Annotated in this window: 21 protein-coding genes, 5 tRNA genes and 2 other RNA genes; 18 read left to right on the top strand and 10 right to left on the bottom strand. The window is 57.0% G+C overall.

The window, feature by feature from the left end; translation table 11 throughout:
• The first annotated feature begins 14 nt into the window (after window positions 1-14).
• From pal to pnuC, 11 genes are all read left to right on the top strand, one after another.
• Complete coding sequence (gene pal, locus AQ981_RS20410) at window positions 15-536, top strand: peptidoglycan-associated lipoprotein Pal (protein ID WP_058913600.1); 522 nt, start codon at window positions 15-17, stop codon at window positions 534-536.
• Window positions 537-545: 9 nt separating this feature from the next.
• Window positions 546-1,331, top strand: coding sequence for a cell division protein CpoB (cpoB, locus tag AQ981_RS20415; protein ID WP_058913601.1), 786 nt, complete (start codon window positions 546-548; stop codon window positions 1,329-1,331).
• 160 nt (window positions 1,332-1,491) lie between these two features.
• A tRNA-Lys gene (locus AQ981_RS20420) sits at window positions 1,492-1,567 on the top strand.
• Window positions 1,568-1,724: 157 nt separating this feature from the next.
• Window positions 1,725-1,800, top strand: a tRNA-Val gene (locus AQ981_RS20425).
• A 4-nt stretch (window positions 1,801-1,804) separates the two neighbouring features.
• A tRNA-Lys gene (locus tag AQ981_RS20430) sits at window positions 1,805-1,880 on the top strand.
• A 146-nt stretch (window positions 1,881-2,026) separates the two neighbouring features.
• Window positions 2,027-2,102 (top strand) — tRNA-Lys (locus AQ981_RS20435).
• 153 nt (window positions 2,103-2,255) lie between these two features.
• Window positions 2,256-2,331: transfer RNA gene (locus AQ981_RS20440), tRNA-Lys, on the top strand.
• Between the two features lie 31 nt (window positions 2,332-2,362).
• A non-coding RNA gene (locus AQ981_RS26345) (RtT sRNA) lies at window positions 2,363-2,488 on the top strand.
• Between the two features lie 30 nt (window positions 2,489-2,518).
• A non-coding RNA gene (locus tag AQ981_RS26350) (RtT sRNA) lies at window positions 2,519-2,643 on the top strand.
• 370 nt (window positions 2,644-3,013) lie between these two features.
• Complete coding sequence (gene nadA, locus AQ981_RS20445) at window positions 3,014-4,075, top strand: quinolinate synthase NadA (RefSeq protein ID WP_058913602.1); 1,062 nt, start codon at window positions 3,014-3,016, stop codon at window positions 4,073-4,075.
• Between the two features lie 18 nt (window positions 4,076-4,093).
• Window positions 4,094-4,810, top strand: a complete 717-nt coding sequence (gene pnuC / locus AQ981_RS20450) for a nicotinamide riboside transporter PnuC (protein ID WP_058913603.1) — start codon at window positions 4,094-4,096, stop codon at window positions 4,808-4,810.
• Window position 4,811: 1 nt separating this feature from the next.
• On the opposite strand, the gene zitB is transcribed toward pnuC, so the two are convergent.
• Together zitB and AQ981_RS20460 are read right to left on the bottom strand one after the other, a co-directional pair.
• A complete protein-coding gene (zitB, locus tag AQ981_RS20455) occupies window positions 4,812-5,738 on the bottom strand; it encodes a CDF family zinc transporter ZitB (protein ID WP_058913604.1) in 927 nt (308 codons plus the stop codon).
• Between the two features lie 298 nt (window positions 5,739-6,036).
• Window positions 6,037-6,417, bottom strand: coding sequence for a protein YbgS (locus tag AQ981_RS20460; protein ID WP_058913605.1), 381 nt, complete (start codon window positions 6,415-6,417; stop codon window positions 6,037-6,039).
• 316 nt (window positions 6,418-6,733) lie between these two features.
• Between AQ981_RS20460 and aroG the strand changes: the two genes are divergently transcribed.
• The gene (gene aroG / locus AQ981_RS20465) at window positions 6,734-7,786 is read left to right on the top strand and encodes a 3-deoxy-7-phosphoheptulonate synthase AroG (protein WP_058913606.1); all 1,053 of its coding nucleotides are present in this window, start codon (window positions 6,734-6,736) and stop codon (window positions 7,784-7,786) included.
• Window positions 7,787-8,009: 223 nt separating this feature from the next.
• Window positions 8,010-9,923, top strand: coding sequence for a tyrosine-protein phosphatase (locus AQ981_RS20470; RefSeq protein ID WP_058913607.1), 1,914 nt, complete (start codon window positions 8,010-8,012; stop codon window positions 9,921-9,923).
• A gap of 76 nt (window positions 9,924-9,999) precedes the next feature.
• Here AQ981_RS20470 and gpmA read toward each other — a convergent pair whose 3' ends face one another.
• The 7 genes from gpmA to modE form a co-directional block, all read right to left on the bottom strand.
• Window positions 10,000-10,752, bottom strand: a complete 753-nt coding sequence (gpmA, locus tag AQ981_RS20475; protein WP_058913608.1) for a 2,3-diphosphoglycerate-dependent phosphoglycerate mutase — start codon at window positions 10,750-10,752, stop codon at window positions 10,000-10,002.
• 323 nt (window positions 10,753-11,075) lie between these two features.
• A complete protein-coding gene (gene galM, locus AQ981_RS20480; RefSeq protein ID WP_058913609.1) occupies window positions 11,076-12,125 on the bottom strand; it encodes a galactose-1-epimerase in 1,050 nt (349 codons plus the stop codon).
• Window positions 12,119-13,267, bottom strand: a complete 1,149-nt coding sequence (gene galK / locus AQ981_RS20485) for a galactokinase (protein WP_058913610.1) — start codon at window positions 13,265-13,267, stop codon at window positions 12,119-12,121. Before galK ends, galM begins: the two co-directional genes overlap by 7 nt.
• 2 nt (window positions 13,268-13,269) lie before the next feature.
• Entirely contained in the window at window positions 13,270-14,316 is a 1,047-nt protein-coding gene (gene galT / locus AQ981_RS20490) for a galactose-1-phosphate uridylyltransferase (RefSeq protein ID WP_058913611.1), read from the bottom strand.
• Window positions 14,317-14,325: 9 nt separating this feature from the next.
• On the bottom strand, window positions 14,326-15,342 hold the full coding sequence (galE, locus tag AQ981_RS20495) for a UDP-glucose 4-epimerase GalE (protein WP_058913612.1): 1,017 nt from the start codon (window positions 15,340-15,342) through the stop codon (window positions 14,326-14,328).
• A 204-nt stretch (window positions 15,343-15,546) separates the two neighbouring features.
• Window positions 15,547-17,019, bottom strand: a complete 1,473-nt coding sequence (gene modF, locus AQ981_RS20500; protein ID WP_058913613.1) for a molybdate ABC transporter ATP-binding protein ModF — start codon at window positions 17,017-17,019, stop codon at window positions 15,547-15,549.
• Between the two features lie 76 nt (window positions 17,020-17,095).
• The gene (gene modE, locus AQ981_RS20505) at window positions 17,096-17,887 is read right to left on the bottom strand and encodes a molybdenum-dependent transcriptional regulator (RefSeq protein ID WP_058913614.1); all 792 of its coding nucleotides are present in this window, start codon (window positions 17,885-17,887) and stop codon (window positions 17,096-17,098) included.
• 109 nt (window positions 17,888-17,996) lie between these two features.
• Here modE and AQ981_RS26355 point away from each other — a divergent pair, with 109 nt between their 5' ends.
• The 4 genes from AQ981_RS26355 to modC all read left to right on the top strand — a co-directional run bounded on the left by AQ981_RS26355 (window position 17,997) and on the right by modC (window position 20,843).
• The gene (locus AQ981_RS26355; protein ID WP_071608968.1) at window positions 17,997-18,146 is read left to right on the top strand and encodes an AcrZ family multidrug efflux pump-associated protein; all 150 of its coding nucleotides are present in this window, start codon (window positions 17,997-17,999) and stop codon (window positions 18,144-18,146) included.
• Between the two features lie 172 nt (window positions 18,147-18,318).
• Complete coding sequence (modA, locus tag AQ981_RS20510; protein ID WP_058913615.1) at window positions 18,319-19,092, top strand: molybdate ABC transporter substrate-binding protein; 774 nt, start codon at window positions 18,319-18,321, stop codon at window positions 19,090-19,092.
• Window positions 19,092-19,781 carry a molybdate ABC transporter permease subunit gene (gene modB / locus AQ981_RS20515; protein ID WP_058913616.1) on the top strand — a complete coding sequence of 230 codons (690 nt, stop codon included), beginning with the start codon at window positions 19,092-19,094 and terminating at the stop codon, window positions 19,779-19,781. Before modA ends, modB begins: the two co-directional genes overlap by 1 nt.
• A gap of 3 nt (window positions 19,782-19,784) precedes the next feature.
• A complete protein-coding gene (gene modC, locus AQ981_RS20520) occupies window positions 19,785-20,843 on the top strand; it encodes a molybdenum ABC transporter ATP-binding protein ModC (RefSeq protein ID WP_058913617.1) in 1,059 nt (352 codons plus the stop codon).
• A 47-nt stretch (window positions 20,844-20,890) separates the two neighbouring features.
• Here the strand turns inward: modC and AQ981_RS20525 are convergent, their stop codons facing one another.
• A complete protein-coding gene (locus AQ981_RS20525) occupies window positions 20,891-21,709 on the bottom strand; it encodes a pyridoxal phosphatase (RefSeq protein WP_058913618.1) in 819 nt (272 codons plus the stop codon).
• Between the two features lie 150 nt (window positions 21,710-21,859).
• Between AQ981_RS20525 and pgl the strand changes: the two genes are divergently transcribed.
• Window positions 21,860-22,855, top strand: coding sequence for a 6-phosphogluconolactonase (pgl, locus tag AQ981_RS20530; protein ID WP_058913619.1), 996 nt, complete (start codon window positions 21,860-21,862; stop codon window positions 22,853-22,855).
• Window positions 22,856-22,981 lie beyond the last annotated feature (126 nt).

Raw genomic sequence — 22,981 nt, forward strand, 5'->3', positions numbered from 1 at the left:
AAAGGATCAAAGAAATGCAACTGAACAAAGTGCTGAAAGGGCTGATGCTGGCACTGCCTGTTATGGCGATCGCCGCATGTAGTTCCAACAAAAGCGCCAACAATGACCAGAGCGGCGAAGGTATGCTGGGCGCCGGCACTGGTATGGATGCTAACGGTAATGGCAACATGTCTTCTGAAGAGCAGGCGCGTCTGCAGATGCAGCAGCTCCAGCAGAACAACATCGTTTACTTCGGCCTGGACAAATATGACATCCAGTCTGAATTTGCCGCGATGCTGGACGCTCACGCAAACTTCCTGCGCAGCAACCCGTCTTACAAAGTGACCGTAGAAGGTCATGCGGACGAACGTGGTACGCCTGAGTACAACATCGCCCTGGGCGAACGCCGCGCTAACGCGGTGAAAATGTACCTGCAGGGCAGAGGCGTCGGCGCCGATCAGATTTCTATCGTATCTTACGGTAAAGAGAAACCTGCAGTACTGGGCCACGACGAAGCGGCTTACGCTAAAAACCGTCGCGCCGTACTGGTTTACTAAGAGAATCGCATGATCAGTAACTTCAGATCTCATTTGTTGAGTCTGTCGTTACTGGTTGGCGTAGCGGCCCCCTGGGCCGCTAATGCCCAGGCGCCAATCAGTAGTGTCGGCTCAGGCTCGGTCGAAGACCGCGTCACTCAACTTGAGCGTATTTCCAATGCGCACAGCCAGCTTTTAACCCAACTTCAGCAACAGCTCTCCGATAATCAGGCGGATATTGACTCCCTGCGTGGGCAAATTCAGGAAAATCAATATCAGCTTAATCAGATAGTCGAGCAGCAGAAACAGATTTTGCTGCAGATCGACAGTCTGAGTGGCGGCAGCGCGCAGCCTTCGCAGGGGGCGGCCACCGGTCAGCCAGCCGCCGGGGCGGCGGATAGCGGTGCCAGCGCGGCGCCCGCTGCGCCAGTACAAAGCGGCGATGCCAATACTGACTACAATGCCGCTTTCGCGCTGGCGAAGGATGCTGCCCGCCAGGATGAAGCTATTGCGGCGTTTCAAAATTTTGTCAAAAAATATCCCGATTCCACTTATCAGCCGAACGCCAATTACTGGCTTGGGCAACTGAACTACAATAAGGGGAAAAAGGACGACGCAGCCTATTATTTCGCCTCGGTGGTGAAAAATTACCCGAAGTCGCCAAAGGCGTCCGACGCGATGTTTAAAGTCGGCGTGATTATGCAGGATAAGGGTGACAGCGCTAAAGCGAAGGCTGTTTACCAGCAGGTAGTGGCCAAATATCCGGGCACCGATGGCGCTAAACAGGCGCAAAAACGCCTCAGCGCAATACAGTGATGACGGCCTGACCAGAAGTCGTCGTTTTTCTGGTCTTGCCGCACGAATCATAAGCAGTTAAGCGCCTGGGTCGGAAATTTTTGTTGCGTCAGAATCTTAAATCAGTAATATATGCCGCCGTTGCCACGGGATAGTAAACAATACGTTGGCAGCAAAAAGTGGGTCGTTAGCTCAGTCGGTAGAGCAGTTGACTTTTAATCAATTGGTCGCAGGTTCGAATCCTGCACGACCCACCATTCGCACAGAATGTTGGACAGAGTAACATGGTGAGGATAACGTTGCGTCAGCAGCGTGTCGGGGTAAGACGACGGTCGAGCCGCTCTCACAAGCCAGCATGTCATGTGAAGTTTTCTTCTGTGGAAGTTCTCTTCAGCGAAGTTTGTAGTACGAAGTGGGTGATTAGCTCAGCCGGGAGAGCACCTCCCTTACAAGGAGGGGGTCGGCGGTTCGATCCCGTCATCACCCACCACTTCGGGTCGTTAGCTCAGTCGGTAGAGCAGTTGACTTTTAATCAATTGGTCGCAGGTTCGAATCCTGCACGACCCACCATTCTCACTGAATGTTGGACAGAGTAATATCGTGAAGGATAACGTTGCGTCAGCAACGGCCCAAAGGGCGAGCGAAAGCGAGTCATCCTGCACGAACAGCGTTCGAATGAAGTGATGTTGAGAGTTGTAACAGCAATACCCTGATAAGGGTCGTTAGCTCAGTCGGTAGAGCAGTTGACTTTTAATCAATTGGTCGCAGGTTCGAATCCTGCACGACCCACCATTCTTACTGAATGTTGGACAGAGAAATATCGTGAAGGATAACGTTGCGTCAGCAACAGCCCGAAGGGCGAGCGAAAGCGAGTCATCCTGCACGACCCACCATTCCACAGAATGTTGGTAAAACTACAGCCGCCAGGATATGCACACCCCATATGGGTCGTTAGCTCAGTCGGTAGAGCAGTTGACTTTTAATCAATTGGTCGCAGGTTCGAATCCTGCACGACCCACCAGTGTAAAAAGGCGCCCTAAAGGCGCCTTTTTGCTATCTACAATACTTAAAGATTCGAATCTGCAGCAGGTTCGGGTCGAACAAAGTGAGACAACGGAGCCGCTGGCGGCGACGGCCCGAAGGGCGAGCGTAAGCGAGTCATCCTGCACGACCCACCAGTGTAAAAGGCGCCCTAAAGGCGCCTTTTTGCTATCTACAATACTTAAAGATTCGAATCTGCAGCAGGTTCGAGCCGAACAAAGTGAGACAACGGAGCCGCTGGCGGCGACGGCCCGAAGGGCGAGCAAAGCGAGTCATCCTGCACGACCCACCAGGGTAGAAAGGAGACCTGCAAGGCGCCTTTTTGCTGCCTGCAATATTTAAAGACTCGACAAAATTGTCGGAAACAATGTTGCACAACGCGCAGCGTTAGCCCGCGGGGCGAGTCCCGGATGAGACGAATATTACGGCGGCAGGTTAAAATCGAATGAAGTGAACCATTCCGCACAGCCCGACATGGTCAAAAAGCCCTGCCAGAACGCATTTGCAGTCTGCCGCCTCCCTCACATCCAACAAAAATACCGCACGACATCGGGAGCGGAATCGGCTATCTTGTTTAGCATATAAAACATAACCACCCCTTAAATAGCGCTTAAAGCCATTAGTGGGGTCGGTAAGTTAAGTCAGAAAAACGAGACAGCGATATGAGCATGATGTTTGATCCCATGGCTACCGCCTATCCCTTCCCGCCGAAACCGGCACCGCTGCGGGCGGATGAAAAGCAGCATTACCGCGAAAAAATCAAACGCCTGCTGAAAGCGCGGGACGCGGTTATGGTTGCCCATTACTATACCGATCCGGAAATTCAGGCGCTGGCGGAAGAGACCGGCGGCTGCGTGGCGGATTCGCTGGAAATGGCGCGTTTCGGCGCTAACCATCCGGCTTCCACGCTGCTGGTTGCCGGGGTGCGGTTTATGGGCGAGACGGCAAAAATCCTCAGCCCGGAAAAACGTATCCTGATGCCGACGCTGCAGGCCGAGTGCTCTCTCGATCTGGGATGCCCGGTTGATGAGTTCAGCGCTTTCTGCGATCAACATCCGGACAGAACGGTGGTGGTGTATGCGAATACTTCCGCCGCGGTGAAAGCGCGCGCCGACTGGGTGGTGACCTCCAGCATTGCTGTCGAACTGATAGAGCACCTTGATAGCCTGGGAGAGAAAATTATCTGGGCGCCGGATCGCCATCTGGGCAGCTATGTACAGAAGCAGACCGGCGCTGACATTCTGTGCTGGCAGGGTGCCTGTATCGTGCATGACGAATTTAAAACTCAGGCTTTGCAGCGTATGAAGGCGCTGTACCCGGATGCCGCGGTGCTGGTGCATCCGGAATCGCCGCAGTCGGTGGTTGATATGGCGGACGCCGTCGGTTCAACCAGCCAGTTGATTAGCGCTGCGAAAACACTGCCGCATCCGCAATTGATCGTCGCCACCGATCGCGGGATTTTTTACAAAATGCAGCAGGCCTGCCCGGATAAAGTTCTGCTGGAAGCGCCCACCGCCGGCGAGGGCGCCACTTGCCGCAGTTGCGCGCACTGCCCGTGGATGGCGATGAACGGCCTGAAAGCGATTTGCGAGGGGCTGGAACAGGGGGGGCAGTACCACGAGATACATGTTGATGAAAAATTGCGTAACGGCGCGCTGATTCCGCTTCATCGCATGCTGGAATTTGCTGCTACACTTCGCCTTTCTGTTAAAGGCAACGCGTAGATACGCACCGGGGTTGATATGGATTTTTTGAGCACCCAAAATATTCTGGTTCACATTCCGCTGGGCGCCGGCGGTTACGATCTCTCATGGATTGAGGCCGTGGGTACCCTTGCCGGGCTCTTATGCATCTGGCTAGCCAGTCTGGAAAAAATCAGTAACTACGCCTTCGGGCTGATTAACGTGACGCTGTTCGCGATTATCTTCTTTCAGATCCAGCTGTATGCCAGCCTGCTGCTGCAACTGTTTTTCTTCGCCGCCAATATTTATGGCTGGTATGCCTGGTCGCGTCAGAACGATGACAGCCAGGTCGCGCTGAAGATTCGCTGGCTACCGGCGAAGAAAGCCTGCCTGTGGCTGGCTGCCAGCGTTATTGCCATTGCGCTGATGACGGTGTGGATCGATCCGGTGTTTGCCTTCCTGACCCGCGTTGCCGTGACGGCCATGCAGACGCTGGGAATTAACGTCGCCATGCCGGCGCTTGAGCCGGACGCATTTCCGTTCTGGGACTCCTCGATGATGGTGCTGTCCATCGTCGCGATGATCCTGATGACCCGTAAATATGTGGAAAACTGGCTGCTGTGGACGGTGGTGAACATGATCAGCGTGGCGATTTTCGCCCGGCAGGGGGTTTATGCGATGGCGGTCGAGTACCTGATTCTGTTGTTTATTGCCCTGAACGGAAGCCGCATGTGGATGCGCAGCGCCCGGGAGTCGGGTTCCCGGGCGTTTTCGTAGCTCAATGGTGATGATGGGCATGCTCCGCCGCGTCGTGCTTTAGTTCGCAGTCCGCGCCGCAGCACGACTGGTACTCCATCTGCACCGTTGCGTGGGCTATCTGGTAATTGTGGGCAAGAAAATGGTGAATCCTCTCCAGTAACGCATCGTGATCGTGGGGAGGTATCACCTGGACATGCAGCGTCATCAGGGGTTTTTCGCCCACCAGCCAGACATGGACATGATGTACATTGCGCACCTCCGGGATTTCCCGCGTCAGCGCCCGGGTCAGCAGCGCAATATCAATGGCCCCCGGAGCTCCCTCCAGTAGTTCATGGACGCTTTCGCGCATCAGGCGCCATGCGCTGCGCAGTACCAGGCAGGAAACCAGGACCGACAGGATCGGATCGATGGGCGTCCAGCCGGTGGCCAGAATCACCAGCGCCGCAACAATGGCGCCCACTGATCCCAGCAAATCCCCCATGACATGCAGCGCCGCCGCGCGCACATTGAGGTTTTTCTCTTCACTGCCGCGATGCAATATCCAGAAAGAGACGACATTGGCGAGCAATCCCGCCACGGCGACGGTCATCATCAGGCCGCCGGCAATGGGCTGCGGATTGCGAAAACGCAGCACGGCTTCCCAGACAATAAAGATGGTGATCATTACCAGGGCGATGGCGTTCACGAAGGCGGCGAGGGTGGTCAGCCTCAGCCAGCCAAACGTGTGGCGATTGCTGGGAGGGCGACTGGCGAAGTGTACCGCCAGCAGGGCGACCAGCAGCGCCGCCGCGTCAGTCAGCATATGGCCGGCATCCGCCAGCAGCGCCAGCGAGCCGGACAGTAAGCCGCCGAGAACTTCCGCCACCATAAACAGCGCTGTAATGGTGAAAGCAATCAGCAGGCGGCGGGCGTTACCGTCTGACGGGCTGTCGTGTTGGTGAGACATAGAGCTGTTTCCTGTCCGCAATGCAAGATTATTCATTGTTATAACACAAGACTGGCAATCTGCATTTTCGCAAAGGACACTGTGGGGGCGTAGAAACAAATCAGAACCCGCTAAAACGAGGCCAAAACTCCCGGAGAGTGACGACACGCCTCATTTCATTGCCGGTTTTGCCGGTATCACCCGATAAAAAATAAGCAAAATCAATCTATTGATTTTCGGCTAATAACCACAGAGGAGGAAAACCACGTTTTTCCTCCTCTGTCAGTAGCCTGAGGGAGCAGAAGCTCCCTGAGAGGATTTACTGCGTGGTACCGTCTACCCGGGTATCAGCGTCGTTGTTGTCCTGACCCTCACCGGTTGGCGTTTTACTGTTCACGTCCGGACAGCGCCCGTCTTTACACAGCGTATTTTTGTGTATCTCGCTGCTGCTCATATCAGAGGCGCCGCTATTACCGGCGTCCGGGTGCAGCATGGTTCCGCCGCTGGTGTCGGCATCCGGATGCAGCATGGTGCCGCCGCTATTGATCGTGCCGTTGTCGACGTTATTCGGCGCCTGCTGGCCGGCTTCTGCGCTGGCGTTGGCCTGGCCGTTATTATCGGAAGCCTGGGAGGCGGCAAAGGCGCTTGCGCTGGTCATCGCGAGTGTGGCGGCGAAAAGCAGGGTGGTCAGTGATTTCATCATCGTTCTCCTGTCTGGCCGTTAATGTCGGATACATCTCCAACAGTGCTTTGCATGATCCCGCCGTGAAATCGGCGGGGAATGAAACACCACCGTGGATACCTGATTCAGAATGAGATATCGTAAAATAATCTATCGGCAGCGTTAATAGTTAAAAAGTGTAGCCTGCTGGCTGTGCTTCGCGACTTTATGGCGTGTTTTTTCTGGTTTTCAGGATTATTCCGCAAAGCTGTAAAATGACGTTTACACTCCAGGCGCAGCGGGATAGATTGGAGGGATTGCAATTCCAGTAAAATGTTGAGCCAGTGAAACAATGATGAATTATCAGAACGACGATTTACGCATTAAAGCAATTAACGAACTTTTACCGCCAGTAGCGCTGCTGGAAAAGTTTCCCGCCACGGAAAAGGCTGCCGCGACCGTTTCGGCAGCGCGCCAGGCAATCCATCAGATCCTCAAAGGTAATGACGATCGTCTGCTGGTGGTCATTGGCCCGTGTTCGATTCACGATACCCAGGCGGCAAAAGAGTATGCGGTGCGCCTGCTGGCCTTACGTGATGAACTGAGCGGCGAGCTGGAAGTTGTTATGCGCGTCTATTTTGAAAAACCGCGTACTACCGTAGGCTGGAAAGGGCTGATTAATGATCCGCGCATGGACAACAGCTTTATGATCAATGACGGTCTGCGCATTGCCCGTAAGCTGCTACTGGAGATCAACGATAGCGGGCTGCCGGCCGCCGGCGAATTCCTCGATATGATCACCCCGCAGTATCTGGCCGACCTGATGAGCTGGGGGGCGATTGGCGCCCGTACTACTGAATCTCAGGTGCACCGCGAACTGGCGTCCGGGCTTTCCTGTCCGGTCGGTTTTAAAAACGGTACTGATGGCACCATTAAGGTGGCGATTGACGCGATTAACGCCGCCAGCGCGCCCCACTGCTTCCTGTCGGTCACTAAGTGGGGCCACTCGGCGATTGTTAACACTGCCGGTAATGGCGATTGCCACATTATCCTGCGCGGCGGCAAGGAGCCGAACTACAGCGCGGCCCATGTTGAGCAGGTAAAAGAGGGGCTGAAAAAGGCCGGTCTGGCGCCGCAGATTATGATCGACTTCAGCCACGCCAACTCCAGCAAGCAATTTAAAAAGCAGATGGAGGTGGCGGACGATGTCTGCCGTCAGGTTGCCAGCGGTGAGGCATCGATTGTCGGCGTAATGGTCGAAAGCAATCTGGTGGAAGGTAACCAGAGTCTGGAAAGCGGCGAGCCGCTGGTTTACGGCAAAAGCGTTACCGATGCCTGCATCGGCTGGGACGACACGGATAAAGTGCTGCGCCAGCTGGCAGCGGCGGTGAAAGCGCGCCGCGGCTGAACGATACGCCATTAAACGCCAGCCCCTGCCAGTTCCGGCGGGGGTTTTTATTATCTGTGCTGTACTTCGCTTACAGACATTTCTCCGCTTTCCATTTCCTGCGCTGTCTGTCTTTCCTGTCAGAGGCTATTTTCGGCTTATACAAGAAAATCCTTATGTCACAATAAGTTAATAATCCGTCCCTATAATTCGTCTTCCATTTATTTATTACAGGATATGACAATTGAAACAGGGGATTTCTGTGCTGGCTGCGCTGGTGTGTCTGGCGTGCGCACCGGCGGTGGCGGCTGATGTGCAACTGAATACGCCGCGGCTGAGCGGTATGGATAACTTCCGTGATATTGCCGGGATCGACACGGCATATAGCACGACCAATAACGGCGTGATGCGCGCCGGGGTGTTTTATCGCTCGAACGTCCTGACGCCTGGCGCGTCCGATCTGCAGACCATGGAAGCATTGAAGATTAAAACGGTCATCGATCTGCGCTCACCATCGGAAATTGCCGCGCAGGCGGATACGCTGCCGGCCGGCAGCCAGTACCATGCCGTGGATATCATTGGTAATAATGGCGCGTTTGTCATCGATATCAATAAAATGACCGTTAGCGATGTCGACGCCATGATGGAGCAGGGTGAGCGCGGCTTTGTGACCAGTGATTATTCGCGCCAGGGTTTTGCGACGGTGCTCAATGAGCTGTCTATGGCCGATGACGCGGCGCTGTTTCACTGTACCGCCGGTAAGGACCGTACCGGTTGGCTGACGGCGGTGCTACAGTCAATCGCCGGCGTCGATCGCCAGGACATTATGGCTAACTACCTGGCGACCAACGATTATACCGCTGAGCGGATCAATGCGACGGTAGCTATGCTGCCGCCGGCCCTCGGCGCGACCTACGGCGCGCTGATGGGGGTGCGGGCTAACTGGCTGGCTGCCGGGTTCGATCAGGTTATCGCCAGCTATGGCAGCATGGACAATTACCTGAAGCAGGGTCTGGGCCTCGATCAGGCGACAATCTATGTCCTGCGCGCCAGAATGGTGCGCTATCTGAGTTTACCCGGAGAGGCCGGTCTGGAGGGGAATGCCGCCGCCGGCGCCGCGCTGCTCAGTGGGCTCCAGGATTCACCGCTTTCCGGTCACTATACGGCGTATAACTACTATCTGCAGTCGGCCATTGACAGCAGCACGTTGGGCGGGCTGGTTAACCGGGTCGGCGGTCAGGTGTATGCCGATGCGGCCAGCTATTTGCTGCGCCAGCCTTCACGGCTTAACGACGCGCTGGCGCCGCTGGTCAGCGCCAGAGGGATCGCCGCGGGAGAGACCCGGGTCTGGTTGCAGGGGCTCAGCGGCTATCTGGGCAGTGACGAGCACGACGGCAATAGCGCCGTTTCGGAGCACACCAGCGGGGTGATGGTCGGCGCGACAACGCGCCTCAGCCAGACGCTGGCGCTGAATGGCGGTATCGGTTACGGCCACGGTTCAGTAGGTAGCGCCGGCGGTAAGGTGAAGACCAATACCACAACTCTGCAACTGGGCGGGCGCTATGGCTTTTACAGCCTTGAGCAGGGGCCATGGGCGGGAGTGCAGGGTAACGCCGGGTATATTGATTACCAGAGCGACCGCCGGCTGGGGTACGGACTGGGCAACGCCAGCGGCGACAGCCACGGTCAGTACTACAGCGGCCGCGCATCGCTCGGCTGGCTGGCCGGTGCCGGGTCGCTGACCCTCGATCCGGCGCTGGGCGTACAGGTGACTCATCTGAAAATTAACGGTTTTAAAGAGTCTGGCAGCGAGCTGGCGCTGGTGATGGATGGAATTAACACCACCCAGACCAGTCTGGTCGCTGATATGGGAATTCACATTGCGCCGCAGAAAGCCGGCAACTGGACACTGAATCCGGGGATTTCGCTGGGCTACGAACGGTTACTTAATGACGCCCGGGTAACGCAGCGTGGAACGCTCTACGGCATCAGTATTGACCAGGGATCAGCGTTTAACAGTAAGGACGTTTATAAGGCCGGGGTTCAGCTCAGCGGCAACTGGCGTAATGTCACGCTGGGCGGCCAGGTCAGTTATTTGACCGCCGGGAGCCACAGTGATGGTGTCAGCGGGATGCTAAATGCGCAGGTAAGTTTCTGAGCAGAAAAAACCACGGCGCACGCCGTGGTTCAATGTAGTGACATAGCCCATAACAGCGCCAGTCAGGCAGGATACATTACTTCGCTTTACCCTGATTGGCGACTGCGGCGGCTTTGGCGGCGATCTCGTCGGCGTTGCCGAGGTAGTAGCGTTTCAGCGGTTTGAAGTTTTCGTCGAATTCATACACCAGCGGTACGCCGGTCGGGATATTCAGTTCCAGGATCTCATCTTCGCCCATATTGTCGAGGTACTTCACCAGCGCGCGCAGGGAGTTGCCGTGGGCGGCGATGATAATCCGCTCACCGCTTTTCAGGCGCGGCAGAATGGTTTCGTTCCAGTAGGGCACAACGCGATCGATGGTCAGCGCCAGGCTTTCGGTGACCGGCAGCTCGCTGTCGCTCAGTTTCGCGTAGCGCGGGTCGTGGCCCGGGTAGCGCTCATCGTCTTTGGTCAGGGCCGGCGGAGTGACGGCAAAACCGCGACGCCACTGTTTCACCTGGTCATCGCCATATTTTTCCGCGGTTTCTGCTTTGTTGAGACCCTGCAGGGCGCCGTAGTGACGTTCGTTCAGTTTCCATGATTTTTCAACCGGCAGCCAGGCCTGATCTAACTGGTCGAGCACGTTCCACAGCGTATGGATGGCACGTTTCAGCACAGAGGTATAAGCAAAATCGAAGCTGTAGCCTTCCTCTTTCAGCAGTTTGCCGGCGGCTTTGGCTTCGCCAACGCCTTTCTCGGACAGGTCAACATCGTACCAGCCAGTGAAACGGTTTTCGTTGTTCCACTGACTTTCGCCGTGACGCACCAGAACCAGCTTAGTAACAGCCATAATAGGACTCCTTCATGAATCTGTGATGAATGATAACGATTATCATTATATTGCCGCGCCGGGGTCTGCGGCAATGACAATCCTTTAACATAGCGAAAATAGCCGCGTAGTGTAAGGCAGTTGTGAATCTGTGGTTAGATTTTTGTCTATGACCGATGTTATTTCCAGCATAACGGCGGGAAAATAGTCGATTGCACTCTTGCAGGGTCGCGACATCCGGCAGGAAAACGACGCGGCGGGTGATCGACACTGCGCTGGCGAATGGCTTTTACCGCTCTGCGCGGAGAGTGGCAGAGGCCCGGGCGGACCTCTGTCGCTGACTGCTAGCCGGGCTGGCGCGGGGTAAACTGGTATTCGGTCAGGCTGTAGTAGCTCTGCCCGGGTTGCAGTATACAGTCAGGCTGCGGCCATTCCGGGTGATTCGGGCTGTCGGGAAGAAACTCGCTTTCCAGCGCCAGCCCCTGCCAGTCCTGATAGCTACCCTGTTCTCTGGCCGGTGTGCCGCCCAGATAGTTGCCGGAATAGAACTGCAGCGCCGGCGCGGTAGTGTAGACCGTCATTTCCAGCAAATCATCGCTGGACCACACCCGCGCCGCCGGGCGCTTAATGTCGCCCCGGGTATTGAGCAGAAAAGCGTGGTCATAGCCTTTCGTTTTGCGCTGGTCATCGTCGCTGAGGAAATCCTGGCTGATGCGTTTCGGTTCCCGGAAATCGAAACTGGTGCCGGCGACGGCGCTCAGATCGCGGCAGGGGATGCCGTTCTCATCCACCGGCAGGTAGCGGTCGGCAAACAGCTGCAGGCGATGCTGGCGAATATCATTCCGGGCGCCGTCAAGGTTGAAATAGGCATGGCTGGTCAGATTCACCGGGCAGGGTTGGTCCACGGTAGCGCGGAATTCAATGGCGACCCGATTGTCTTCAGTCAGGCTGTAGCGGGCTGTGGCCTGGCAATTGCCCGGAAAACCCTGATCGCCGTCCGGCGAGTCGAGGCGAAAAATCACTTCGTCTGTATTCAGTAGCGCAATGCGCCAGCGCCGTTTGTCGAATCCCTGCGGCCCGCCGTGCAACTGATGCGCGCCCTGGCTCGGCGTCAGAGTAACGGTTTCGCCGTTGTAGACGTACTGGCTGTTGGCGATGCGGTTGGCATAGCGGCCCACGCTGGCGCCGAGAAAAGCGCTTTGTTGCTGGTACACCTCCGGACTGGGGCAGCCCGGTAGCGTTTCGCGCACGCTGTCGTCTTTCATTGGCACCCGGCAGGACATCAGGGTGGCGCCCCAGTCCATCATGGTGATAAGCATCCCGGCGCTATTACGCAGGGTGATGATGCGATAAGGCTGCCCGTCCGGCGCCAGTTGGGGCGTTTCTCTTAGCACTGCCCGGCTCCTTGTGAAGGTTTACACACGTAGAAAGTTTCTTTTATACCGGTTTTTGCCTGGTATTGTTGTGAGACCGCCTGCTGAACCTCAGGAATCAGAGATTCCGGCACCAGCGCCACGACGCAGCCGCCGAAGCCGCCGCCGGTCATACGCACCCCGCCGCGCTCGCCAATCACGGCTTTGACTATTTCCACCAGGGTATCGATCTGCGGGACTGTGATTTCGAAATCATCGCGCATTGAAGCGTGGGATTCGGCCATCAACTGCCCCATGCGCTGCAGGTCGCCTCTGCTCAGGGCTTCCGCGGCTTCCAGAGTGCGGGCATTTTCTGTCAGCACGTGACGCACCCGGCGCGCCACAACCGGATCCAGTTCGTTAGCGACAGCGTTGAACTGGTTGATATCGACATCGCGCAGCGCCTGTTGCTCAAAGAAGCGGGCGCCGGTCTCGCACTGCTGGCGGCGGGTGTTGTATTCGCTGCCTACCAGGGTGCGTTTAAAATTACTGTTAATGATCGCCACCGCCACCCCTTTGGGCATCGGCACCGCTTTACTGCTTAGCGAACGGCAGTCGATAAGCAGCGCGTGGTCTTTTTTACCCAGCGCCGAGATCAACTGATCCATAATGCCGCAGTTACAGCCAACAAACTGGTTCTCCGCCTCCTGGCCGTTCAGCGCAATCTGCGCGCCGTCCAGCGGCAGATGATAAAGCTGCTGAAAAACGGTGCCGACCGCTACTTCCAGCGATGCCGAAGAGCTGAGTCCGGCGCCTTGCGGAACGTCGCCGCTGATCACCATATCGACGCCGCCGAATTGCGGGCTGCGTTTTTGCAGATGTTTCACCACACCGCGCACGTAGTTGGACCACTGCTGGCTGTCGTGGCTGAGAATCGGCGCGTCGAGCGAGAATTCATCAACCTGGTTGTCGTAATCCGCGGCAATCACTCTGACCTGGCGGTCGTTGCGGGTCGCGCAACTGATCACCGTCTGGTAATCAATGGCGCAGGGCAGCACGAAACCATCGTTGTAGTCGGTGTGCTCGCCGATCAGGTTTACGCGTCCCGGCGCCTGAAGGGTGTGGCTGGCAGGGTAGCCAAATTTTTCAGCAAACAGCACCTGGGTTTTTTCTTTCAGACTCATGATCATTCTCCGGATTCGCGGAAGTGGACATCGCTGACGGCGCGTAACCGTTCGGCTGCCTGTTCGGCGGTTAAATCACGCTGGGTTTCCGCCAGCATTTCATAGCCGACCATAAATTTGCGTACCGTCGCCGAACGCAGCAGGGGCGGATAAAAATGGGCGTGCAACTGCCAGTGGGCGTTCTGTTCACCGTTAAACGGCGCGCCGTGCCAGCCCATGGAATACGGGAAGGAACAGTTGAAAAGATTGTCATAGCGGCTGGTGAGCTTTTTCAGCGCGAGCGCCAGATCGCTGCGCTGCGCCGGGCTGAGATCGGTGATGCGCAGCACGTGGGCTTTCGGTAACAGCAGGGTTTCAAACGGCCACGCCGCCCACCAGGGGACCACCGCCAGCCAGTGCTCGGTTTCAACCGCCGTCCGGCTACCGTCCACCTGTTCGCGGCGGGCGTAATCCACCAGCATCGGCGTACCATAGCGGGTGTAGTAGTCGCGCTGATTCAGATCTTCCCGGGCTGCTTCATTGGGCAGAAAGCTGTTCGCCCAGACCTGGCCGTGAGGGTGAGGGTTTGAGCAACCCATGGCGGCGCCCTTATTTTCAAATACCTGTACCCACGGGTAATGCTGACCCAGTTCCGCGGTCTGCTGCTGCCAGGTTTTCACCACCTCCTCCAGCGCCGCCACAGACAGCTCCGGCAGGGTTTTGCTGTGGTCCGGCGAAAAACAGATCACCCGACTGGTGCCGCGGGCGCTCTGGTAGCGCAGCAGCGGATCGTCATTGGCCGGCGCGTCCGGGGTGTCGGTCATCAGGGCGGCGAAATCGTTGGTAAAGACATACGTTCCGGCATAGTGCGGATTTTTATCCCCGGTCACCCGGGTATTACCGGGACACAGAAAACAGTCCGAATCGTGGCTGGGGAGGGTCTGTTTTGCCGGTGTTTCCTGCGCCCCTTGCCAGGGGCGCCTGGCGCGGTGTGGAGAGACCAGAATCCATTGACCCGTCAGGGGGTTATAGCGGCGATGCGGATGATCGACGGGATTAAAGCGCTCCATAGTAAATCCTTAATCGGGGTAACCTTGAGGGTGACGTGACTGCCAGCGCCAGGTGTCGTCGGCCATTTCCTGCAGTGAGCGGCTGACACGCCAGTTGAGTTCTTTCGCCGCTTTGCTGGCATCCGCCCAGTAGGCAGGCAGATCGCCGTCGCGGCGCGGGGCGAAGTGGTAAGCCACCGGCTTACCGCAGGCTTTGCTGAACGCGTTGACCACGTCGAGTACGCTGCTGCCGACGCCGGCGCCGAGGTTGTAGATGTGGACTCCGGGTTTACCGGCTAACTGCTGCATGGCGGCAACGTGGCCGTCAGCGAGGTCCATAACATGGATGTAATCGCGTACGCCGGTCCCGTCGGCGGTAGGGTAATCGTTTCCAAACACCGCCAGCGATTCGCGGCGGCCGACCGCCACCTGGGCGATGTAGGGCATCAGGTTATTGGGAATACCCTGCGGATCTTCTCCCATGTCGCCTGACGGATGAGCGCCGACCGGGTTGAAGTAACGCAACAGCGCAATGCTGAATTCCGGACAGGCTTTCTGAAGATCGGCGAGGATCTGTTCCACCATCAGTTTACTTTTGCCGTATGGGCTCTGGGGGGTACCGGTGGGGAAGCTTTCAACGTAAGGGATTTTCGGCTGGTCGCCGTACACGGTGGCGGAGGAGCTGAAAATAAAGTTGGTGATCCCGGCCTTGCGCATGGCGGACAGCAGGCACAGGGTACCGGTGATATTGTTGTCGTAGTATTCCAGCGGCTTATTGACTGACTCGCCGACGGCTTTCAGGCCGGCAAAATGAATGACAGCCTCTGGCTTATGGTCATGAAGAATTTCATTGAGCAGCGCTTCATCACGAATGTCGCCGTCAATAAACAGGGGTTGCCCACCGCCCAGCCGCTCGATAACCGGTATCACGCTGCGCTTACTGTTGCACAGGTTGTCGAGGATAATCACCTGGTGTCCGTTCTTTAAAAGCTGTACGCAGGTGTGGCTGCCGATGTAACCGCTACCACCCGTGACCAGAACTTTCATTTTATACTCCATTAGGCTTATGGTATGAATTAACCATAGCATAACAGAATCGTCAAAAGTGTGACATGCTGCAAATTAGTGAAAGCGTTTACACAAGGTATAAATAAGACAACGCAACGGCAAACACATTGTAGAACAAAGCGCTGGCGGCGAGGTTCTTATTTTATCTGAAAATGCTCTCCCGTCGTCGGGAGAGCTTATTGCTTAACGCAGCATGTCTGTCTGGTAGCGGTAGCTACCGCCGTCAGGCACAAAGGTCAGGCGGTGAGTAATACAATCCGGGGCGTCTGCGGCGTGGTGGGAGACGAAGAGCAACTGAGTTTCCCCTTCGCCGATCAGAATGTCGACAAAACGCCGCACCAGCTGGCGATTGAGAGGGTCGAGTCCCTGTAGCGGTTCGTCGAGGATCAGCAGGGAGGGGTGTTTCACCAGCGCCCGGGCGATCAGCGCCAGCCGCTGCTGCCCCCAGGAGAGGCCGTGGAACGGCGCATCCGCCATCGCGTTATCCATACCCAGCAGGTTCAGCCAGTCGCGAACCAGCTTTTGCTGGCGATCGGAAACCGCCTGGTAGATACCAATGGAATCAAAGTACCCGGACAGAATCACATTACGCACCGTGGTACTGACCCGGTAGTCGAGGTGCAGGCTGCTGCTGACATAACCAATGTGTTTTTTGATATCCCAGATGGTTTCCCCGCTGCCGCGACGCCGGCCAAACAGCGTCAGATCGTTACTGTAGCCCTGAGGATGGTCGCCGGTAATCAGGCTGAGCAACGTGGATTTGCCGGCGCCGTTGGGGCCGACAATCTGCCAGTGTTCGCCAGGATTCACCGTCCAGCTCAGCCGGTGGAGGATTGGGCGGTCGTTATAGCTCACCACGCCGTCGCGCAGAATAATGCGCGGCTGGTCGGCCGGCAGTGTGGCGATACTGGTGGGATCGTCCGCCTCGGGGAGCGCGGCGCCGGTCAGTTTTTCGCTGTGCGCCAGCTGGGCGACCAGCGCTTTTTCCAGTAGTTGCGACTTCGGGCCGGTTTCCGTCAGGGTACAGTCGGCCACTACGCCGGCATTGTCGACAAAGTCGGGGATCTCATCAAAGCGGTTCAGCACCAGCGCCAGGGTGTAGCCCTGCTGGTTTAACTCCCCCAGCAGGCTGGCCAGTTGCTGACGGGAACTGACGTCCAGACCGTCGAAAGGCTCATCGAACACCAGCAGGTCCGGCTGCGCCATCAGCGCCTGGCAGAGCAAGGTTTTGCGGGTCTCGCCGGTGGACAGGTATTTGAAGCGCCGGGTGAGCAGATGGTCAATACCGAACAGCATCGCCAGCTCCTGACAGCGTGCCGCGTCTTTGACCTCCTCCTGAATAATATCGGCGGTGGTGCGGCCGGTGTCATCTTCGCCCGGGCTGAGCAGATCGGTGTTATTGCGGTTCCATTCGTCGCTGACCAGTTTCTGTAACTGTTCGAACGACAACCGGGCGACGCGCGGGAAGCTGGAACGCCATGTGCCTTTTTCCGCTGCCAGTTCGCCGGCCAGCGCCCGGGCCAGTGCCGACTTGCCGCTACCGTTGGCGCCGACAAACGCCCAGCTCTCACCGGCGCGAATCGTCAGAGCGTTAATCGTTAGCGTTTTTGTCTCGCTTAAGCGAAACGTACCTTGCAAAATATGCAACGAAGACATTTTACATCCCATTTATTGCAGCAAATAACTACAGGGATACGTGTTCGCCGGCGGCTTGTCAACCGGCGCGGCGTTTTCAGCACAGCGTGGCGATGATCACCCGGTCGGCGTTAAAAAATGCCGTAACCCCGGCCCCCGGCACTAAATTTTCCTGCTTTACCCGGGAGGCGGGCAGCGTGGCGCACAGGGTCTGGCCATCGCACAGGGTCACCAGTACTTCGCTACGATCGTTGGCGGTTTCAATACTGGCGATCTGGCCTTCCAGTCGGTTATCCGCTTCACTGGCCAGGCTGGCGTCGCGGGTAATCTGTACCCAGGGCGCTTTGATCAGTACCAGCACTTCTTTACCCTCGTTAAGGCTCAGCCGTTCGCCGCTGCGTTCGGTAATCGCCGCGCGTATCCGGGTAGTGCCGTCGGCCAGCAGGATGTCGACGTGCTGTTGGACGTGGTGGTGCTCGCGCGCCATGACAGTACCAAACAACTGGTTACGGGCGCTGGTTTGCAGTGAGAAACGCGAAATGGCGGCCAGCAGGCTATCGAGGGGCAGGGTATCGTCGCGCAGGACATCAAAGGCCTTCTGCTGAATCTGCGCCAGCAGGTCATAAAGCTGCAGCAGGCGTTGACCATAAACAGTCAGTACCGCGCCGCCGCCGCCTTTACCGCCGGTAGCGCGATCCACCAGGGTTTCGTCGGCAAGCTGGTTCATTTCATTGATGGCATCCCAGGCGCTTTTGTAGCTGATACCGGCCAGTTTAGCGCCCTGGCTAATTGAGCCAGTATGTTCTATCTGTTTAAGGAGCGATATTCGGCGCGGGTCGGCGAACAGCCGCTGCTGGAGTTTAAGTGTCAGTAAAATTTCAGCCTGCATAACCTGAATCCTGCTTGCGGAAAAGCGCGATTCTACCATGCGCACAAAAGGCGCGTGCGTTTTCTGGCGAGATAGTTAGAATAAGCATCTCATTTTGCGGGAGGCAACCATGTTAGAATTATTGAAAAGTCTGGTATTTGCGGCAATCATGGTGCCGGTAGTGATGGCGATTATCCTCGGCCTGATCTATGGCCTTGGGGAAGTATTTAATGTCCTGTCGAAGATTGGACACCGCGACACCACCAGACAACAGCATTGATTTTACAGGCGCCCGGTTTTACCGGGCGTTTTCTTTTCTTCCCTCCGCGAGTCTCTACCTCTTTTGCGTTATTTTGCTAAAGCTTTGATCTTGTGTGCCGACGATCGCTTTTAAATCCTTGCAACTATCGTTATATTTACGCCTACATAACGAGTGGGAAAGGGAGATATTGATGACCAAATCCTGGGTTCGTCTGGCGCTTGGCGCCACGCTGGTAGCAGGCATTGCAGGGCAGGCGTTTGCCGATCGGGGAAAGATTACCGTCTTTGCGGCGGCGTCTCTGACCAATGCGCTGCAGGATATTGCGACGCAGTATAAGAAAGAAAAAAATGTCGAGGTGGTGTCTTCATTTGCCTCTTCATCAACGCTGGCGCGTCAGATTGAAGCCGGCGCGCCAGCGGATCTGTTTATTTCTGCCGATCAGAAATGGATGGATTACGCGGTAGAGAAAGAGACTATCAAGACCGATACCCGCATCACGCTGCTGGGCAATAGTCTGGTGGTTGTGGCGCCACAGGCCAGCGCTCAGGGGGAAATCGCTATCAATGATAAAACCGACTGGGCTTCGCTACTCAATGGCGGCCGTCTGGCGGTGGGCGATCCTGACCACGTCCCGGCGGGTATCTATGCTAAAGAAGCGCTACAGAAGCTGGGCGCCTGGGATACACTGTCGCCGAAGCTGGCGCCGGCGGAAGACGTGCGCGGCGCGCTGGCGCTGGTCGAGCGTAGAGAGGCGCCGCTGGGGATTGTTTATGGTTCTGACGCCGTCGCTAGTAAAGGGGTGAAAGTCGTCGGTACTTTCCCGGAAGACTCGCATAAGAAGGTGGAATATCTCCTGGCGATTGTCAAAGGTCATGAGAATGCCACGGTAGCCGCGTTCTATGACTACCTGAAGGGGCCGCAGGCCGCGGCAGTGTTTAAACAATACGGATTTAGTTCACGCTAATGTTTCTGTCAGATCCTGAATGGCAGGCGGTACTGCTGAGCCTGAGAGTCTCTTCCCTGGCGGTGTTGTTCAGCCTACCTTTGGGGATCCTTATTGCCTGGGTGCTGGTGCGTTGCCAGTTCCCGGGTAAGGCTCTGCTGGATAGCATTATCCATTTACCGCTGGTATTGCCGCCGGTGGTGGTTGGCTATCTGTTGCTGGTGGTGATGGGGCGGCATGGCGTGGTCGGCGGTTGGCTGTACGACTGGTTTGGCATCAGCTTTGCGTTCAGCTGGCGCGGCGCGGTGCTGGCCGCGGCGGTGATGTCATTCCCGCTGATGGTGCGGGCGATTCGCCTGGCGCTGGAAGCGGTGGATATGCGTCTTGAACAGGCGGCGCGCACCCTCGGCGCCGGTAAATGGCGGGTCTTCTGGACCATTACGCTACCGCTGACCTTGCCGGGCATTATTGTCGGCACCGTGCTGGCTTTTGCCCGTTCGCTGGGCGAATTTGGCGCGACGATCACCTTTGTTTCGAATATTCCTGGGGAAACCCGCACCATTCCTTCCGCCATGTATACCCTGATCCAGACGCCCGGCGGCGAAAGCGCGGCGGCGCGTTTATGTCTGATTTCGATTGGGCTGGCGCTGGTTTCACTTCTGATTTCCGAGTGGCTGGCGCGTCAGAGCCGCAAACGGATGGGAGGCTAAGTCATGCTGGAACTGAATTTTAGCCAGACGCTTGGCGATCACACCCTCACAATAAATGAAAACCTGCCGGGGCAGGGGATCACGGCGGTATTCGGGGTTTCCGGCGCCGGTAAAACTTCGCTGATTAATGCCATCAGCGGGCTAACCCGTCCCCAACGCGGACGTATCGCCCTTAATGGCCGGGTGCTGGGCGATAGCGAAAAGCGTATTTTTCTGCCACCGGAAAAGCGTCGCGTCGGTTATGTTTTTCAGGAGGCGCGCCTGTTTCCCCATTATCGGGTGATCGGCAACCTGAAATACGGGATGGCGAAAAGTATGAATGAGCAATTCGACAAGATGGTCGAACTGCTCGGGATTGGTCATCTGTTAGATCGTCTGCCGTGGGGGCTGTCCGGCGGTGAAAAGCAGCGGGTGGCGATTGGCCGGGCGCTGCTGACCGCTCCGGAACTGTTGCTGCTTGACGAGCCGCTGGCGTCGCTGGATGTGCCGCGCAAGCGCGAGCTGCTGCCGTATCTGCAACGTCTGGCGCGGGAGATCAATATCCCGGTGCTCTATGTCAGCCATTCGCTGGAAGAAATTCTCCATCTGGCTGATAACGTGCTGGTTCTCGACGACGGCGAAGTCAGGGCGTTTGGCTCTCTTGATACGGTATGGAGCAGCGATGTCATGCATCCCTGGCTACCGCGCGAGCAGCAGAGCAGCGTGCTGAAAGTGACCGTGCTGGAGCAACATCCGCACTATGCGATGACCGCCCTGGCGCTCGGGGACCAGCATCTGTGGGTCAACCGGCTGGATGCCGCGCCGCGCGCCGCGCTGCGCATTCGTATTCAGGCGGCGGATGTGTCGCTGGCCTTACAGCCGCCGGTACACAGCAGTATCCGCAATGTGCTGAAAGCCCAGGTGGTGGAGTGCTATGAGGAGCAGGGGCAGGTGGAAGTGAAGATGGCGATTGCCGGCCACACCCTTTGGGCGCGTATCAGCCCCTGGGCGCGGGACGAACTGGCGATTAAGCCAGGCCTGTGGCTGTATGCGCAAATCAAGAGCGTCTCAATTACCTCCTGATACCGATGCGCAGGCGCAAATTGATGTTTTGAGCCTGCGCCGGGAGATTACAACACGTGCTGATACAGCGCGGCGGCAATGCCGGGCTCCAGGTTGCTGCCGATCACCAGGTCGGCGCGCGCCCGGATGGCTTCATCGGCGTTGCCCATGGCGATGCCCAGTCCGACGTTTTCAAGCATGCTCAGATCGTTAAAGTTATCGCCAAAAGCGATGATCTCCTCCATGGCGATGCCCTGAGACGCCGCCCATTCGGCCAGACGTTTACCCTTGCTGTTACCCTGTTGGGCGACGTCCACCTGATCGTGCCATGACCATTCGCACTCCAGGCCCAGTTGTTGTTCCACCTGGCGCGTGAAATCGCGCAGGTGGTCAAGATTTTCATCGGTCAGGGCGAATTTCCAGATGGCGTCGACCTGATGAGCGGCGTCGCGCAGCGACGGGACCTGGCGGAATACCGGACGCTGCGCTTCCGGGAGGCTCTGCGCCCATTTTTCGGTACGCACCACATGGCCGGTTGGGTGCTGGTAAATCATGGCGTCGTCGACATACATCAGGCCGGGAATATGGTACTCCTCCAGCAAATCGATCACCCGGGTCGCCTGTTCGGGACGCATCGGGTCGGATTTAAGAACTTTCTTCGCCTGGTAATCGTACAGATAGGTGCCATTACAGCAAATAGCGGGTGTATCCAGCTCAAGGGCCTGATAAAAAGGGTGTATCGCCACATGATGGCGACCGGTGACAATCAGCACCTGGCAGCCGGCGGCGCGCGCCTGTTTCAGGGCCGTGAGGGATTCCGGCAGAATAGTTTTTTGCGGCGTCAGCAGGGTGCCGTCCAGATCGAGAGCAATTACACGATAGCGCATCAGAAATTCCTGTTTTATGAATCGTAAGGTCTGCGCAAATGGTACACCGCCTTGCCGGGGGCGCAAAATGTCCTCCGGAAGATCGGCGTTACGGGAGAAAACGCGCTACCCTTGTGGCAGACCTGAATCAGCCCCAGCAAAGGAGTCGTAATGAAACAAACCGTTTACACCGCCAGCCCGGAAAGTCAGCAAATTCACGTCTGGCGTCTTGAGGAGCAGGGTAAATTAACGTTGTTGCAGGTGGTGGATGTGGCAGGCCAGGTACAGCCGATGGTCGTCAGCCCGGATAAGCAGTATCTGTATGTTGGCGTGCGCCCGGAGTTCCGGGTGATTGCTTACCGTATCGCGCCGGACGACGGGATGCTGACCGAGGCCGGGGAGGCGGCGCTGCCGGGCAGTCCGACCCATATCTCTACCGATCGCAGCGGCAGCTTCCTGTTTTGCGCCTCTTACAACGCCGGACTGGTCAGTGTGACGCCGCTGCGCGACGGTCTTCCGGACGAGGTGGTCTGCGTGGTGGACGGACTGGAAGGTTGCCACTCTGCGAATATGGCTCCGGATAATCGCACGCTGTGGGTGCCGGCGCTGAAGCAGGATCGTATCTGTCTGTTTAATCTCAGCGAAGATGGCAATCTGCAGGCGCTGTCGCCGGCCCAGGTCACCACCGTGGCGGGCGCCGGACCACGCCATATGGCGTTCCATCCCAACCGCCAGTACGCCTACTGCGTCAATGAACTCAACAGTAGTGTGGACGTCTGGGAGCTGAAAGATCCCCATGGCGAGATTGAGTGCGTACAGACGCTGGACATGATGCCTACTGATTTCTCCGATACGCGCTGGGCGGCGGATATTCACATGACCCCGGACGGGCGCCATTTGTACGCCTGCGATCGGACGGCGAGCATCATTACCATCTTCAGCGTGTCAGAAGATGGCAGTGTGCTGGCGGTGGAGGGCTACCAGCCGACGGAAGCCCAGCCGCGCGGTTTTAACATTGATCACCATGGCCGATACCTGATTGCCGCCGGGCAGAAGTCGCATCACATCGCGGTATATGAAATTCACGGCGAGCAGGGGCTGCTGGAAGAGCGGGGGCGCTATGCCGTTGGCCAGGGGCCAATGTGGGTGACCATCAACGCCTGGTAATCGTGCGTCAGCCGGCGGATACATGCCGGCGCGGTTTTCGTTTCGCCGATTCTGAAAAATAAAACCCCGCAGCAGTGCGGGGGGAGATCGATGACAAACGTTATCTCACTGGCGAATTTGCCGATA

Source organism: Entomohabitans teleogrylli (assembly GCF_001484765.1).
GTDB classification, from domain to species: domain Bacteria; phylum Pseudomonadota; class Gammaproteobacteria; order Enterobacterales; family Enterobacteriaceae; genus Entomohabitans; species Entomohabitans teleogrylli.

Coding starts and splice junctions, on each gene's coding strand:
- pal (WP_058913600.1), top strand. CDS start 15: ATGCAACTGAACAAAGTGCTGAAAGGGCTGATGCTGGCACTGCCTGTT.
- cpoB (WP_058913601.1), top strand. CDS start 546: ATGATCAGTAACTTCAGATCTCATTTGTTGAGTCTGTCGTTACTGGTT.
- nadA (WP_058913602.1), top strand. CDS start 3,014: ATGAGCATGATGTTTGATCCCATGGCTACCGCCTATCCCTTCCCGCCG.
- pnuC (WP_058913603.1), top strand. CDS start 4,094: ATGGATTTTTTGAGCACCCAAAATATTCTGGTTCACATTCCGCTGGGC.
- zitB (WP_058913604.1), bottom strand. CDS start 5,738: ATGTCTCACCAACACGACAGCCCGTCAGACGGTAACGCCCGCCGCCTG.
- AQ981_RS20460 (WP_058913605.1), bottom strand. CDS start 6,417: ATGAAATCACTGACCACCCTGCTTTTCGCCGCCACACTCGCGATGACC.
- aroG (WP_058913606.1), top strand. CDS start 6,734: ATGAATTATCAGAACGACGATTTACGCATTAAAGCAATTAACGAACTT.
- gpmA (WP_058913608.1), bottom strand. CDS start 10,752: ATGGCTGTTACTAAGCTGGTTCTGGTGCGTCACGGCGAAAGTCAGTGG.
- galK (WP_058913610.1), bottom strand. CDS start 13,267: ATGAGTCTGAAAGAAAAAACCCAGGTGCTGTTTGCTGAAAAATTTGGC.
- galT (WP_058913611.1), bottom strand. CDS start 14,316: ATGGAGCGCTTTAATCCCGTCGATCATCCGCATCGCCGCTATAACCCC.
- galE (WP_058913612.1), bottom strand. CDS start 15,342: ATGAAAGTTCTGGTCACGGGTGGTAGCGGTTACATCGGCAGCCACACC.
- modF (WP_058913613.1), bottom strand. CDS start 17,019: ATGTCTTCGTTGCATATTTTGCAAGGTACGTTTCGCTTAAGCGAGACA.
- modE (WP_058913614.1), bottom strand. CDS start 17,887: ATGCAGGCTGAAATTTTACTGACACTTAAACTCCAGCAGCGGCTGTTC.
- AQ981_RS26355 (WP_071608968.1), top strand. CDS start 17,997: ATGTTAGAATTATTGAAAAGTCTGGTATTTGCGGCAATCATGGTGCCG.
- modA (WP_058913615.1), top strand. CDS start 18,319: ATGACCAAATCCTGGGTTCGTCTGGCGCTTGGCGCCACGCTGGTAGCA.
- modB (WP_058913616.1), top strand. CDS start 19,092: ATGTTTCTGTCAGATCCTGAATGGCAGGCGGTACTGCTGAGCCTGAGA.
- modC (WP_058913617.1), top strand. CDS start 19,785: ATGCTGGAACTGAATTTTAGCCAGACGCTTGGCGATCACACCCTCACA.
- AQ981_RS20525 (WP_058913618.1), bottom strand. CDS start 21,709: ATGCGCTATCGTGTAATTGCTCTCGATCTGGACGGCACCCTGCTGACG.
- pgl (WP_058913619.1), top strand. CDS start 21,860: ATGAAACAAACCGTTTACACCGCCAGCCCGGAAAGTCAGCAAATTCAC.